13 protein-coding genes are annotated in these 13246 nt (G+C 76.1%); 5 read left to right on the top strand and 8 right to left on the bottom strand.

Annotated elements, in window-relative coordinates; all coding sequences use genetic code 11:
* Positions 1-54: 54 nt before the first annotated feature.
* Positions 55-1002 carry a 5'/3'-nucleotidase SurE gene (gene surE / locus WDV86_RS01140; protein ID WP_339565750.1) on the top strand — a complete coding sequence of 316 codons (948 nt, stop codon included), beginning with the start codon at positions 55-57 and terminating at the stop codon, positions 1000-1002.
* An 89-nt stretch (positions 1003-1091) separates the two neighbouring features.
* Here the strand turns inward: surE and WDV86_RS01135 are convergent, their stop codons facing one another.
* The gene (locus tag WDV86_RS01135) at positions 1092-1817 is read right to left on the bottom strand and encodes an NUDIX hydrolase N-terminal domain-containing protein (protein ID WP_339565749.1); all 726 of its coding nucleotides are present in this window, start codon (positions 1815-1817) and stop codon (positions 1092-1094) included.
* Positions 1818-1915: 98 nt separating this feature from the next.
* Here WDV86_RS01135 and WDV86_RS01130 point away from each other — a divergent pair, with 98 nt between their 5' ends.
* Genes WDV86_RS01130 through WDV86_RS01120 form a run of 3 tightly spaced genes read left to right on the top strand, consistent with a single transcriptional unit; the run spans position 1916 to position 6473 of the window.
* Positions 1916-4885: an alpha/beta fold hydrolase gene (locus tag WDV86_RS01130; RefSeq protein ID WP_445262894.1), complete on the top strand. Its 2970-nt coding sequence runs from the start codon at positions 1916-1918 to the stop codon at positions 4883-4885.
* The gene (locus WDV86_RS01125; protein WP_339565747.1) at positions 4882-5856 is read left to right on the top strand and encodes an ABC transporter permease; all 975 of its coding nucleotides are present in this window, start codon (positions 4882-4884) and stop codon (positions 5854-5856) included. Before WDV86_RS01130 ends, WDV86_RS01125 begins: the two co-directional genes overlap by 4 nt.
* Positions 5857-5891: 35 nt before the next feature.
* A complete protein-coding gene (locus WDV86_RS01120) occupies positions 5892-6473 on the top strand; it encodes a GNAT family N-acetyltransferase (protein ID WP_339565746.1) in 582 nt (193 codons plus the stop codon).
* Between the two features lie 88 nt (positions 6474-6561).
* On the opposite strand, the gene WDV86_RS01115 is transcribed toward WDV86_RS01120, so the two are convergent.
* The 7 genes from WDV86_RS01115 to WDV86_RS01085 all read right to left on the bottom strand — a co-directional run bounded on the left by WDV86_RS01115 (position 6562) and on the right by WDV86_RS01085 (position 13052).
* Entirely contained in the window at positions 6562-6843 is a 282-nt protein-coding gene (locus WDV86_RS01115; RefSeq protein WP_445262879.1) for an HU family DNA-binding protein, read from the bottom strand.
* 263 nt (positions 6844-7106) lie between these two features.
* On the bottom strand, positions 7107-8141 hold the full coding sequence (gene argF / locus WDV86_RS01110) for an ornithine carbamoyltransferase (RefSeq protein ID WP_339565745.1): 1035 nt from the start codon (positions 8139-8141) through the stop codon (positions 7107-7109).
* A gap of 62 nt (positions 8142-8203) precedes the next feature.
* On the bottom strand, positions 8204-9220 hold the full coding sequence (locus WDV86_RS01105; protein WP_339565744.1) for a glycine betaine ABC transporter substrate-binding protein: 1017 nt from the start codon (positions 9218-9220) through the stop codon (positions 8204-8206).
* A gap of 53 nt (positions 9221-9273) precedes the next feature.
* A complete protein-coding gene (locus tag WDV86_RS01100; protein ID WP_445262893.1) occupies positions 9274-10038 on the bottom strand; it encodes an ABC transporter permease in 765 nt (254 codons plus the stop codon).
* 137 nt (positions 10039-10175) lie between these two features.
* Entirely contained in the window at positions 10176-11462 is a 1287-nt protein-coding gene (locus WDV86_RS01095; RefSeq protein WP_339565742.1) for an ABC transporter ATP-binding protein, read from the bottom strand.
* Positions 11455-12102, bottom strand: coding sequence for an ABC transporter permease (locus tag WDV86_RS01090; protein ID WP_339565741.1), 648 nt, complete (start codon positions 12100-12102; stop codon positions 11455-11457). Before WDV86_RS01090 ends, WDV86_RS01095 begins: the two co-directional genes overlap by 8 nt.
* A gap of 167 nt (positions 12103-12269) precedes the next feature.
* Positions 12270-13052 (bottom strand): GAF and ANTAR domain-containing protein, encoded by a 783-nt coding sequence (locus tag WDV86_RS01085; RefSeq protein ID WP_339565740.1) that lies wholly within the window; start codon positions 13050-13052, stop codon positions 12270-12272.
* An 18-nt stretch (positions 13053-13070) separates the two neighbouring features.
* Here WDV86_RS01085 and WDV86_RS01080 point away from each other — a divergent pair, with 18 nt between their 5' ends.
* Positions 13071-13244 carry a hypothetical protein gene (locus WDV86_RS01080; protein WP_339565739.1) on the top strand — a complete coding sequence of 58 codons (174 nt, stop codon included), beginning with the start codon at positions 13071-13073 and terminating at the stop codon, positions 13242-13244.
* Positions 13245-13246: the final 2 nt, after the last annotated feature.

Here is a 13246-nt window from a genome sequence, read left to right as displayed (position 1 = left end):
CTCGGGGCGGGAACCGGTCGCGCGCACGTCCGTCGCCTCCGCGACGATGACCTCGTGCCGACCGAGACGCCCCAGACCGAGACGCCGCAGACCGACGAGCCCGAGAGCGGGCAGCGCCCCTGTGCCCTGGTGACCAACGACGACGGCGTGGAGGGCCGGGGGCTGGCGCTGCTCGTCGTCGCCGCGGTGGAGGCGGGCTTCGACGTCGTCGTCGCCGCGCCGTCGCGCGACCGCAGCGGGGCCAGCGCCGCCGTGGACGCCGAGCTCGACGGCGACCGGCTGCCCGTCGTCGAGGTCCCGCTGCCCTGGCCGGACGCGACGGGGCCCGGCCTGCCCGAGGACGACCCGCAGGCCTGGTGCGCGCAGGCCCGGATGCTGGAGGGCACGGACCGGCTGCGGGTGCTGTCGGTCGCCGCCAGCCCGGCGATGTGCGCCCGCTTCGGCGTCCGCGGTGCCTTCGGCGGCCGGGTGCCCGACGTCGTCCTGTCCGGGGTGAACCACGGCATGAACACCGGTGAGGCGGTGCTGCACTCGGGCACCGTGGGCGCGGCGCTGACCGCGGGGGTCTTCGGCGTCCCGGCGCTGGCCGTCTCGGCCGGTGTGGTCTCGCCGCAGACGCTCGAGGTGTCCGCCCAGACCTGGGGCGGCGTGCTCGCCGCCGTCCGGCCCGCGCTGGCGTGGGTGCTCGACCACGAGCCGGGCGGGGCGCTCAACGTCAACGTCCCGCACCTGGACACCGGCGAGGAGCTGCGGGGGCTGCGCCCGGCGACGCTCGCCGCGGTCGGCGTCGCCCAGGGGCACGCCTTCGACGCCGGCGAGGGCTACGTGCGCCTGCGCGCCTCGACCCCGCCCGACGAGTCGCCGGAGGACCCGGCCAGCGACACCGTCCTGCTCGGCCAGGGGTGGGCGACGGCGACGCTGCTCACGCCCGTCGAGCAGCGCGCCGGCGTCGACCTCGACGACCTCGGCGCCCTCGCAACCGCCGTGCCCGCCGCCAGCTGATCCCTGAGAGCACGTGGACTTCGTAGCCTTCTTACGCCTCAGGAGCTTCTGCAGGCGTCCATAGGCTACGAAGTCCGTGGAGGGAAGGCTCAGTCGAGCTCGGTCGGCAACGACGGGTCGCGGTAGTGGGCCAGGCAGCGCTCCAGCTCCCAGCGGGTGACGCGGCCCTGGCTCAGCTCGGGGAGCTCGTCGAGGCCGAACCAGCCGACCTCCAGGGTCTCCAGCTCCTCGGGGGCGACGACGTCACCGGTCGCGCGGCACAGGAAGAAGAGCTTGACGACCCCCACGGTCATCGCCGGCCGGTGGCCCCGTGCGTCGCGGTCCCAGCAGCCGACGAGCTTGACCACCTCGGCGCCGTGGCCCGTCTCCTCCCGCACCTCCCGCAGCACCGCCTGGGACGGGGTGTCGCCGGAGTCGGCCCACCCGCCAGGCGCGGACCACCGGCCGTCCATCCGCTCGCGCATGAGCAGCACCCGCTCGCGGTCGTCGACGAGGACGCCGCGGACGTCGAGCTTGGACGTCGCGTAGCCCGTGTCACGGCGCTCCAGCTCCTGCGCCAGCGCCGCGGCCTCACCGTCGGTCAGGCCCGAGAGCACGGCCATGAGCTCGGCCGCGAGGCCGCGCGCCGTCTCGAAGCGCTCGCGGTCGTAGTCGGTCGGCGTGTACGCCAGCCCGCTCTGCGCCAGCGCCGCCAGACGCACGGCGACCGCCCGCACGCGGTCCGCGGCTCCGGGCGTCCCGGGGGCGCCCGAGGTTGCGGGCAGGCCGGCGACGCCCTCGCCGTGAGGCACTCGGTCGTCCGCTGAGGTCGGCACCCCGCGACGCTAGGTGCGCGGGCGCCTGCCCGCCCGCGCGGGGCGGGTGTGACGATGACGGCGTGGGACGACGCGCCGCCGCAGCGGCTCTCGCGGCGATGACCGGCCTGGTCCTCGCTGCCGCCGGCCTGCCCGCGCAGGCCTCCGCCCCGCTCGCCCTCACCCCCGCCGAGACGTCGGCGCCGACGCCCACCGACGGCGGGGGCGAGGAGACCGACGACGCCCCCGAGGTCGACGTCGAGACCCTCACCGTCGACGTCGACGCCGAGCCGACGGCCCCCGAGGAGCCGGTGACCCTCGACGCCGCGCTGTACCGCACGCCCGGCGGGCCGGCCCGCCGCCCGGCGGTGCTCCTCGCGCACGGGTTCGGCCTCAGCCGGGCCGACCTCGACGCCCCCGCGCGCGACCTCGCCGCCGACGGCTTCGTCGTCCTCGCCTACAGCGCCCGCGGCTTCGGCGACTCCGGGGGCCTGGTCCACCTCGACGCCCCGGACTTCGAGGTCGCCGACGCGAGCGCGCTGCTCGACGTCCTCGCCGACCGCGGCGACGTCCTGCTCGACGCCACCGGAGACCCCCGCGTCGGCGTCGCGGGCGCCTCCTACGGCGGGGCGCTGGGGCTGCTGCTGGCCGGCACCGACGACCGCGTCGACGCCGTGGCCGCCTCGATCACCTGGCACGACCTGGCCGACGCGCTGGCCCCCTCCGCCGAGCCCGCGCCGGGCGCGCAGACGCCCGCGGCCGTGGTCGACCGCGAGCCCGGCGTGCTCAAGCGGGCCTGGCTCACCCAGCTCGTCGCCCGTGCCGGGGCCGTGCCCGTCGGCGGCGGGCCCGGCTCCTGCGGGCGGCTGGCCCCCGACCTGTGCGCCGGGTACCAGGACGCCCTGGCCACCGGCGTCGTCGGGGAGGACCTCGAGGAGCTGCTGCGCGCCTCCAGCCCCGCGGCCGTGCTGGACGGCGTCGACGTCCCCGTCCTGCTCGTGCAGGGCCAGGCCGACAGCCTCTTCCCGCTGCCCGAGGCCGACGCGACGGCGCGCGCGCTGCTCGACCGCGGCGTCGACGTGCGCGTGCGCTGGGTCGGCGGCGGTCACGACGGCGGCATCGGCGGCCAGGGCTTCGGCTCCGCCCGCGAGGACCTCGCGCCCTTCCTCGCCGGCGCGCTCGGGGACGGCGTGCCCCCGGTGGAGGACCTCCCGGCCTTCACCGCGGACCTGCCGAGCGGGAGCGCCGACATCCGGGCCGCGCTCGAGGCGGCGCAGCAGCCGCCCGGCGCACCGCCCGTCACCGGCCCCGAGCCCCCGGCCGAGCGGGACGTGCTCGAGCTGCCCGGCTACCCCGGGGCGGGTGGCGCCGAGCCGCCGCAGAGCCGCTCCGTGCCCCTGCTCGGCGACGCCCAGCAGGTGCTCTCCCCGGCCGGGGGCACGCCGTCGTCCCTGACGACGCTGCCCGGCGTCGGCGCCCTCGGCGAGGCCGCCGGCCCGGCCGGCTCGCTGCTCGCCGTCCTGCCCGGTCAGAGCGCCACGTTCGACTCGGCCCCGCTGGAGGAGGACCTGCTGCTGGCGGGCTCGCCGTCGGTCCGCCTCGTCGTCACCTCGACGGCCGAGGACGCCACCTTCTTCGCGAGCCTCCTGGAGGTGCCGGAGTCCGGCGTCGCCGAGCTGCCGCGAGGGCTGGTGGCACCCGTCCGGCTCACCGGGCTCACGCCGGGGGAGGCCACGCGCGTCGACGTCGCCCTGCCCGCGGTCGTCCACCGCTTCGGCGCGGGCAGCTCGGTGCGCCTGGCCGTCTCCAGCACCGACCAGGCCTACGCCGTGCCGCAGGACGGTCGCGTGTACGGCGTCGCGCTCGCCGCCGAGGACGTCGACCCGGCCGTCACCTTGCCGCTGGCGCCCGCCGCCGACGTCGTCACGCTCACGCAGGAGCGCGCCGAGGGCGTCGACGTCCCCTGGTCGCTGGTCGTCGCCCTCGCCGTCGTGCTGCTGCTCGCCGCGCTGCTCGGCCCGCTCAGCAGCCGGGTCGACCGGCGTCGGGCCCGGCCGGCCACCGTCCCCGCCCTCGGCGGCGGCGTCCTGGCCGGCGCGGCGTCCCTGGAGGATGACGGGCCACCGCCGCCGCTCGTCGTCGACGGGCTCGCGCTGGTCTACGCCAGCGGGCTGCGGGCCGTCGACGGCGTGAGCTTCACCGTCGGCCGCGGGCAGGTCGTGGGGCTGCTCGGCCCCAACGGCGCCGGCAAGACCTCGACGCTGCGGATGGTGCTCGGCCTCGTCCACCCCACCGAGGGCCGCACGCTCGTCCTCGGCCACGAGGTCGTGCCCGGCGCCGAGGTCCTCTCGCAGGTCGGCGCCTTCGTCGAGGGCCCCGGGCTGCTGCCGCACGCGTCCGGCATCGCCAACCTGCGCCTGGCGTGGCAGGCCACGGGCCGCCCGCTGGCGGACGCCCGCATCGACGAGGTGCTGGAGATCGCCGCGCTCGGCGACGCCGTCCACCGCCCCGTGCGCGGCTACAGCCAGGGCATGCGCGCCCGCATCGCCATCGCCCAGGCCATGCTCGGCCTGCCCGACGTCCTCGTCCTCGACGAGCCGACCAACGGCCTCGACCCGCCGCAGATCCGAGCGCTGCGCGACGTCCTGCGCTCCTACGCCGCCTCCGGGCGGGCTGTCCTGGTCTCCAGCCACCTGCTCGCCGAGGTCGAGATGACCTGCACGCACGCCGTCATCATGCGGCGCGGCCAGGTCGTCGCCGGCGGTTCGGTCGAGGAGCTGACCAGCGGTGACGGCGGTCACGGCGGCACCTCCGTCGTCGTCGACGACGTCGCCGCGGCCCGGGCCGCGCTCGTGGCCGCGCTGCCCGGCGTCCGCGTCGACGAGGGCCGCACCGGGCCGGCGGAAGGCCCCGCAGGCGGCACCGCGCCGGGCTCGTCGTCGGCCGGACCGGACGACGGCGAGCTGCTCGTGGCCGGCGCCGAGCCGGAGGACGTCGTCGCGACGCTCGTGCGGGCGCGCGTCGGCGTGCACCGGGTCGCGCCGCGACGCCGGCTGGAGGAGGTCTTCCTGGAGGTGACGGGCACGTGAGCACCGAGCGCACCGCGCGCGGCGAGACCGACGAGCAGGTGGGCCCGGGCGGCCGCCTCGAGGGCACCGACGAGCTGACCGCCGCTCTCGACGCCGCACCGCCGGAGCCACCGCGCCAGCACGGGCCGGTCGGCACGGGCGCCGCGGAGGGCTTCCGCGCCCGCCGGACGTTGACCGTGCGCGCCGAGGCGGCCCGGCAGGTCACGCGGCGCCGCACGCTCGTCACCGCGATCCTGCTGGCGGCGCTGCCGCTCGTGCTGGTGGGCGCCTTCGCCCTCGGCGACGACGACGCCTCCGGCGCACCGGACTTCGTCGCGCTGGCGACCGAGGGTGGGGCGAACCTCGCGCTGTTCACGCTGTTCGTCGCGACGGGCTTCCTCATCCCCCTCGTCGTCTCGTTGCTGTGCGGGGACCCGCTGTCCTCCGAGGCCAGCTGGTCGAGCCTGCGCTACCTGCTGGTCTCGCCCGTGCCGCGGCGGCGGCTGCTGCGCAGCAAGCTCGTCGTCGCGCTCGTCTCCTCGGTCATCGCCGTCACCGAGCTGATGGTCGTGGCCTACCTCGTGGGGACGCTCGCCTACGGCACCGACCCGTTGGTCTCCCCGGCGGGGGAGACGTTCACGACGTGGGGCGGCATCTGGCGCCTCGCCGTCGCGACGGGCGCGGTGCTGCTCGGCACGCTCGCGTTCGGCGGCTTCGCCTTCTTCGTCGGCACCCGCACGGACGCGCCGCTGGCGGCCGTCGGCAGCGCCGTCCTGCTCGTGGTCGTCTCCACGGTCCTCGACCAGATCCAGGCGCTCGGCGACCTGCGCGAGGGCCTGCCGACGCACTACCAGTACTCGTGGGTCGAGCTGATGCAGACCGACCCGGTGTGGGACGACCTGCTGCGCGGGGCGCTGTGGGCCCTGCTGTGGGGCGTCGTCGCCGTCCGCCTCGGGTTTTGGTCCTTCCGGCGCAAGGACGTCCTCAGCTGAGCGCGTCAGCCCGGGGACGGGCGTGCCGCGAGGAGGTGGCCGCCCGGCCGACGAAGGACGACGGGCTCGCCACGCGGCTCGTCGCCCCGCACGAGGCGTCCGACGCCGGGCTGCGGCGCGACCTGCTCGGCACCTGGGTGGACGTCTCGGCCGCCGGTGGCGCCGTCGGCTTCGTGCCTCCCGTCGACCGGACAGCCGTCGAGGCGGCGCTGGACGACCTCCTCGGGCGGGTGCGGGAGGGCATCGACGCGCTGGTCGTCCTCGTGCAGCGCAGAAACCAGGAGCGCGTCGACGCCGGAGCTGGCGGGCGCGTCGTCGGCATGGCCGTGCTCGCGCGGGGCTCCGGTGCGCTGACGGCCCACTGGCGCACCGTGCTGCGGCTCATGGTGCGCCCGGAGCTGCAGGGCCGCGGCGCGGGGCGGCTGCTCCTGGAGGGTGTCCACGAGGTCGCCCGCGCGCTCGGCCTCGAGCAGCTGGCCCTGACGGTGCGCGGCGGGCAGGGGCTCGAGCCCTTCTACGAGCGGCTCGGGTACGTCGAGTGCGGCCGTCAGCCGGGAGCGCTGCGCGTCGGCCCCGGCGACGACCGCGACGAGGTGCGGCTGGTGCGGCGCCTCTGAGGCCTGGCCCCAGGACGTGGACGAGGCCCGTCACCAGTCGGTGACGGGCCTCGTCCGTGCCTGGCGCCGTGGTGGACGCCGCGGGTCCTCAGCTCTTGGCGGCGGCCTTGAGCTTGCTGCCGGCCTTGATGCTGACGCCGGTGGTCGCGGCGATCTCGATGGACTCGCCGGTGCGCGGGTTGCGGCCCTGGCGGGCGGCGCGCTCGACGGTCTCGACGCTCAGGAGCCCCTGGATGGTGACGCTGTCACCGCTGGAGACGGCGTCGGTGAGGACGTCGGCGAAGCCGCCGAGCACCTTGTCGACGTCGCCCTGCGTGAGCTCGGTCTTCTCGCTGATCTTCTGCACGAGCTGACTGCGGTTGATGGACACGCGCTTCCTCCAGTCGTGGTCCGGCCTCTCCGGACCGTCGTCGGTCGGTCTTGCTGTCGTGGTCTCACCTGGAGATCCGGTGGACCTCGCCGCCCAGGACGCCCCCAGGAGGGACGCTCCGACGCGACGATGCACAGAGCGTGCTCGGCCGGGACCCTACGCGGTGCGGGGGGTCGATGCGGCTCAGACACCTCCCGCCGGTGCGTCGCCGTGCCGCGGGCCGGCGAGAGGGTGGTCGCCCGCGGTCGCGCACCAGCCTGCCCTCAGGCGTCCAGGCCCGCCAGCGTCGCGACGAGCACGGCCTCGATGGTCCAGCGCCGGTTCTCCGCCTGGTCCAGCACCCGGGAGGCCGGCCCGCGGAAGACCTCGTCGCTGACCTCCATCTCGGCGAGCTCGTACCGCTCGTGGACGGCGCGGGCGAGCGACGTCCCCAGGTCGTGGAAGGCGGGCAGGCAGTGCAGGAAGCGGACGTCGGGGTTGCCCGTGGCCGCCAGCACACCCGCGTCGACGCGGTAGGGCACGAGCAGGGGGACGCGCTCGGCCCAGGCGCTCTCCGGCTCGCCGAGGGAGACCCACACGTCGGTGTGGACGGCGTCGACGCCCGCCACGCCGGCGGCGACGTCGTCGGTCACGGTGAGCCGGGCCCCGGTGGTGGCAGCGACGGCGGAGGCGGCGTCCAGCACCGCGGCGGGCGGCTGCAGCGCCGGTGGGGCGACGACGCGGGCGTCGGCCCCCACGAGCGCCGCCATCGCGAGCAGCGAGGCGGCGACGTTGCTGCGCCCGTCCCCCAGGAAGGCGAAGGAGGTCTCCGCCAGCGGCTTCCCGCAGACCTCGCGCATGGTGAGCGCGTCGCACAACGACTGCGTCGGGTGCCACTCGTCGGTCAGGCCGTTCCACACGGGCACCCCGGCGACGTCGGCGAGCAGCTCGACCGTCGCCTGCGCCGCCCCCCGGTACTCGATGCCGTCGTAGAGCCGGCCCAGCACCCGGCCGGTGTCCTCGACCGACTCCTTGTGCCCGAGGTGGGAGCCGGTGGGGTCGAGGTAGGTGCTGGCGGCGCCCTGGCCCGCGGCGGCCAGCTCGAAGGCCGCGCGGGTGCGGGTGCTCGTCTTCTCGAACAGCAGCGCCACGGCCTTGCCGCGCAGCCGCTGCCGCGGCTGGCCGGAGTGGTGCTCGGCCTTCAGCCGCGCGGCCAGGTCCAGCAGCGCCGCCCACTCCGCCGGGGTGTGGTCGAGCTCCTTGAGGAAGCTGCGGCCGCGCAGGTCGGGGACGTCGGCAGGGAAGGTCGAGGCGCTCACCGCACCGATCCTGCCCCGCCCGCCGCGGCCCCGCGTCGTACGGGTGCCGCTGCGGCTGCCGGTCAGGCCCGGTCGTCGACGGGGGAGCACTCCGCGCAGGTGATGAAGCCCTCGGACGCGAGCCAGTCGCGGGCCACGTACGCCGGCTCCTCGCCCTCGACGTCGACCCGGAGGTTCAGGTCGATGAGCGTCTCGTTGTCGAGCGCGTCGCTCACCGGCTGCAGCACGTCCGCGAGGGCCGGGTAGGCGGCCAGGGTGTCGCTGCGGACGACGAGGGAGGCGTTGTAGGCGGGGAAGAAGCCCTCGTCGTCCTCCAGCACCGTCAGGTCGAGGGAGGAGATGCGCCCGTCCGTCGTGAAGACCTCGCCGAAGTTGCAGCTGCCGGCGGCGGTCTCGGAGTAGACGATGCCGGTGTCGTAGACGCCGACGTTGTCGCGCGGGACGCCGTCGGGCTCGCCGAGGGGGATGCCGTAGGTCTCCAGCAGCGGCGTGAAGCCGTCGGAGCGGCTCTGGAACTCCGGCTCGAGGCAGAAGGTGCGCTGCTCCGGCGGCAGGTCCGCGATCTCGGAGAAGTCGGTGATGCCGAGCTCTGCCGCGACGTCGGGACCCATGGCGAAGCCGTAGGAGTTGTTGAGCGGTGACGGCGGCAGCCAGGTGAGGCCGTTCTCCGCGTCGAGGTCGCGCACCGCGGCGTACTGCTCCTGCGGGTCGGGGATGGTCTCGGTCTGGTCCAGGTAGGTGAGCCAGGCCGTGCCCGTGTACTCGAACTGCACGTCGCTGTCGCCCGCCAGGAGCGAGCTGCGCGCGGCGACGCTGCCGGGGATGCCCGAGCGGTCGACCACGTCGGCCCCCGCTACCTCGAGGGAGATGGCGAGGACCTTGGACAGGATCAGCTGCTCGGTGAAGCTCTTGCCGGCCACGCCGATCTGGGCGCCCTGCAGCGAGGGCACCGGCTGGATGCTGCCGGGCTCGGCCGAGGGGACGAACTGGTTGGCCCCCTGCAGGCCGCACGAGGCGGTGCCGGCGGCGAGGACGGCGGCGACGGCCGTCGCGGCGAGGGTGCGGTGCGGGGCTCGCACGGAGACCTCCCGGTGGACTGGTCGGAGGAGCAGGACGGCGGACGGGGCGGGGCTCAGAGCCCGCGGGGGCGGGCGACCTCCTCGACGACACGGCCCACCCAGTCCACGAGCAGCGCGAGCAGCGCGACGAGCAAGGCGCCCGAGGCCTGCAGCAGGGTGTCGTCGAGGCGGATGCCGGTGTCGATGAGGACGCCGAGGCCGCCGCCGTTGATGAAGACGGCGAGGGTCGCGGTGCCGGCGACGAGGACGAGCGCGGTGCGGATGCCGGCGAGCATGACGGGGACGGCGAGCGGCAGCTCGACCCGGCGCAGGACGGCGCCGGCGCTCATGCCCATGCCGCGGCCGGCCTCGACGAGCCGCTGGTCGACCCCGGACAGCCCGGTGATGGTGCCCGCGAGCACGGGCAGCACGCCGTAGGCCACGAGCGCGACGACCGCCGTCCAGAAGCCGGCGCCGAGCCAGATGGCGAGCAGCACGACGAGGCCGATGGCCGGTGCCGCCTGCCCGAAGTTCGCGACGAGGACGACAGGCCCGGCCAAGCGCCGCAGCGCGGGGCGGGTGAGCAGGATGCCGAGGGGCACGCCGACGAGGACGACGGCGAGGGCCGCGGCAGCGGTCAGCTCGAGGTGGCGCCCGGCGAGGGACAGGACGCTGCCCGTCGTCAGCAGCGTCGACGCCGTCCCCCCGACGTCGGTGACGGCGACCCAGGTCGCGAAGGCGGCGACGACGGCGAGCACGACGAGCGGCTGGAGGACGAGACGACGGTGCTCGCGCAGCAGCCCCCGTCGGCGGTCGGGCTCCTCGGCGCCGGCGGGCAGGCCGACCTCCTCGACGCCGGGGGCCTCGCTGACGGCGCGCTCGTGCGCGTCCTGCCCGGTGCCTTCCTGCCCGGTGCCTTCCTGCCCGGTGTCTTCCTGCCCGGCACGGGCGTCCTGCGCCCCGCGCGTCGAGGCGTTCACGCCGCACCCGCCTCGGTGCCCGGCTCCTCCGGCAGCGCCTGCTGCAGGACCTGGGCGCTGCGCTCGTCGTTGCCCGCGACGGGCGCGGACCGCTCCTGGTCCGCGACCCGGGCGGCCTGGACGGCGTCGATGGCCGTCTGGATGAACAGGACGCCCTCGTAGACGTCGCGACGGCCCGTGACGACGACGCCGCCATAGCTGGAGCCGAGCATCGCGTCGAGCGCGTCGTTGAGCGTCGAGCGCCGGTCGACCGTCGGCAGGTCGTCCTCGCGGTCCCCGACGGCAGCGCCCTCCTCCTCGAGCTGACGCACCCACACCCACCGCAGCGGCCGTCCTCGCCCGTCGAGGACGACGGCGGCGGCGTCGCCGGCGGCGCGGGCCCGGGCGGCGATGTCGGCCACGGGCTCGCCGACGCGGGCCGTCGTCGTCTCCTGGAGCCCGTCGAGGTCGTCGACGCGCACGAGGGTCAGCGCCTTGAGCGACGCCCCTGAGCCGACGAAGTCGGACACGAAGCTGTCGGCGGGATGGGAGAGCACCTCGGCCGGGGTGTCGTACTGCACGACGCGGGCGCCCTCGCCGAGGACGACGATGCGGTCGCCCAGCTTCACGGCCTCGTCGAAGTCGTGCGTGACGCACACGATGGTCTTGCGGAGCTCGTCCTGGATCCGCAGCAGCTCGTCCTGCAGCCGCTGGCGCGTGATGGGGTCGACGGCGCCGAAGGGCTCGTCCATGAGCAGGACGGGCGGGTCGGCGGCGAGGGCGCGGGCCACGCCGACGCGCTGCTGCTGGCCGCCGGAGAGCTCGCGCGGGTACCGGTCCCGGTAGCGGCGGGGGTCGAGGCCGACGAGCTCGAGGAGCTCGTCGACGCGCTCGGACGTGCGCCGCTTGTCCCAGCCGAGCATGCCCGGCACGAGGCCGACGTTGGTGGCGACGCTCATGTGCGGGAACAGCCCGCCGGCCTGGATGACGTAGCCGATCTGGCGGCGCAGCTCGTCCCCGTCGAGGGAGAGGACGTCGCGGCCGCCGATCGTGATGGTGCCGCTCGTCGGCTCGATGAGGCGGTTGATCATCTTGAGCGTCGTCGTCTTCCCGCAGCCCGAGGGGCCGACGAGCATGACGACCTCTCCCGCCGGGACCTGCAGGCTGATGCTGTCCACGGCCGGGGCGCCCTGGCCCGGGTAGGCCTTGGTGACGGCGACGAGGTCGATGGCGGCGCCGCTGACGCCGTCCTGGTCGCCGTCGAGCACGGACGTCGTGGGTCGGGTCGAGGAGCGGTCAGGCACGGATCCCCCTGGGTGTGGTCAGCCGTCCGAGCAGGACGAGGAGCAGGTCGAGGACGAGGGCGAGCGCGACGACGAGCAGCGTCCCCGTGAGCGCGGACTCCAGCGCCCCGGCGCCGCCGAGGCGGGCGAGCCCCGTGAAGATCAGGCCGCCGAGGCCGGGGCCGGTGACGAAGGCGGCGATCGCCGCGATGCCCATGGTCATCTGGGTGGCGACGCGGACGCCGGACAGGACGACGGGCCAGGCCAGCGGCAGCTGCACCCGCACGAGGCGTCGGACGCGGCCCATGCCGATGCCCTGCGCGGCCTCCAGCAGCTGCCCGTCGACGCCGCCCAGGCCGACGACGGCGTTCCGCCAGACGACGAGCAGGGCGTAGAAGGTGACGGCCACGACGGCCGAGGTGATGCCGTCGCGTGTCGCGCCGTAGACGAGGGCGATGAGGGCCAGCGCCGGGAGCGTCAGGCCGACGGAGGACACGCCCGAGGCGAGGCCGCGCGCCCAGGGGCGACGGTGGCAGAGGACGCCGAGGGCCACGCCCAGCACGGTCGCCAGGAGGACGCACTGCACCACCAGGCTGACGTGCTGGAAGGCCTGGAAGGCGATCTGCTCGCGGCGCTCGACCACGAAGTCCAGGAGGTCCATGGGCGACGACGCTAGGTGCACCACGGGCCTGCCGGCCTTGGCTGGAGGCGGCCAGCACGGTCACCGAGCGTGGTCGGGGCCCCTTTGCCCAGTGCTCGGTACGGCAACGACCTCAGGTCACGATCTGACCACGACGGCGGTCCGGCCTGCCGTCGGAGGCGGTGGCGTCAGCTCGCGGACGCGCGGACGGCGTCCGACGCGGCGTCCAGGTCGCCGAGGGCGAGGACCAGCTCGGCGACCTCGGCGACCTTGCGGCGCGCCGAGCGCGAGGTGCGCCGGAGCTCTCCGAAGGCGTCGGTGGCGTCGGAGCCGCGCTGGGCCATGAGGTAGCCCACGGCCCGCTCGACGACGACGCGGTGGTCGAGGGCGTGCTGCAGCTGCTCGGCCAGCCGGGAGGTGCTCTCGGCGACGGCCGCCGTCTGGAGCAGGTTGCCGGCGAGCCGGGCGGAGGACTCCAGCACCTCCAGCTGCGACGGCGTCCAGGGGCCCGCCTCCTCGCGGACGGCGACGAGGCAGCCGACGGGCCCTCCGGCGACGACCACGGGCATCGTCGCGACGGCCCGGGGGAGCGAGGAGGTCGCCGGGGCCGGGTCGCCACCGGCGAGGGAGGGGCCAAGGGCGGGCCACCGCGGGTCGGCGAGCACGTCCTCGCTGGCCCGCGGCATGCCGAGCACCTGGGCGTCCGTGGCCGGGCCCGAGACCACCTCGTCCTCGGCCTCCTCGAGCGTCCGTGACGCGGTGCCGGTCCAGGCCACGCACGCTAGGCGCCCGGCGTCGTCGCGGAGCATGAGCCCGGCGGAAGCCAGCGGGAGGGCGGAGCTGAGCGTGGCGAGCATCTCCGCCAGGGCGTCGGCGGCGGAGGCCCCGGAGGTGCTGGGGGCGGACGTCCCGTCCAGCCCCTGCAGGCGCTCGAGCCCCGCCCTGAGGGCATCGAGGTCGACGTCGGTCATCTGACCATCGTGTCGCGGGTGCGCCGCGTGCGCCTGCTGACCGCGTCGGCGGGGCGGGTCGTCGTCCGACCGGTGCACGCCGGGGCCGTCTCGCACCCCGGCGGGCCGGAACGCGGCTGCCGCAGCACCGATGGCCCGGCGGCCCTCTCGGACGGCTCGCTCGCGGGGCGGGGCGGCGTCGTGGACGGCTGACG

The organism is Pseudokineococcus sp. 1T1Z-3 (assembly GCF_037482365.1).
Lineage (GTDB): Bacteria > Actinomycetota > Actinomycetes > Actinomycetales > Quadrisphaeraceae > Pseudokineococcus.
This window is presented reverse-complemented; position numbering and strand designations above follow the sequence as displayed.

Coding starts and splice junctions, on each gene's coding strand:
- WDV86_RS01130 (WP_445262894.1), top strand. CDS start 1,916: ATGACCGGCCTGGTCCTCGCTGCCGCCGGCCTGCCCGCGCAGGCCTCC.
- WDV86_RS01090 (WP_339565741.1), bottom strand. CDS start 12,102: ATGGACCTCCTGGACTTCGTGGTCGAGCGCCGCGAGCAGATCGCCTTC.
- WDV86_RS01085 (WP_339565740.1), bottom strand. CDS start 13,052: ATGACCGACGTCGACCTCGATGCCCTCAGGGCGGGGCTCGAGCGCCTG.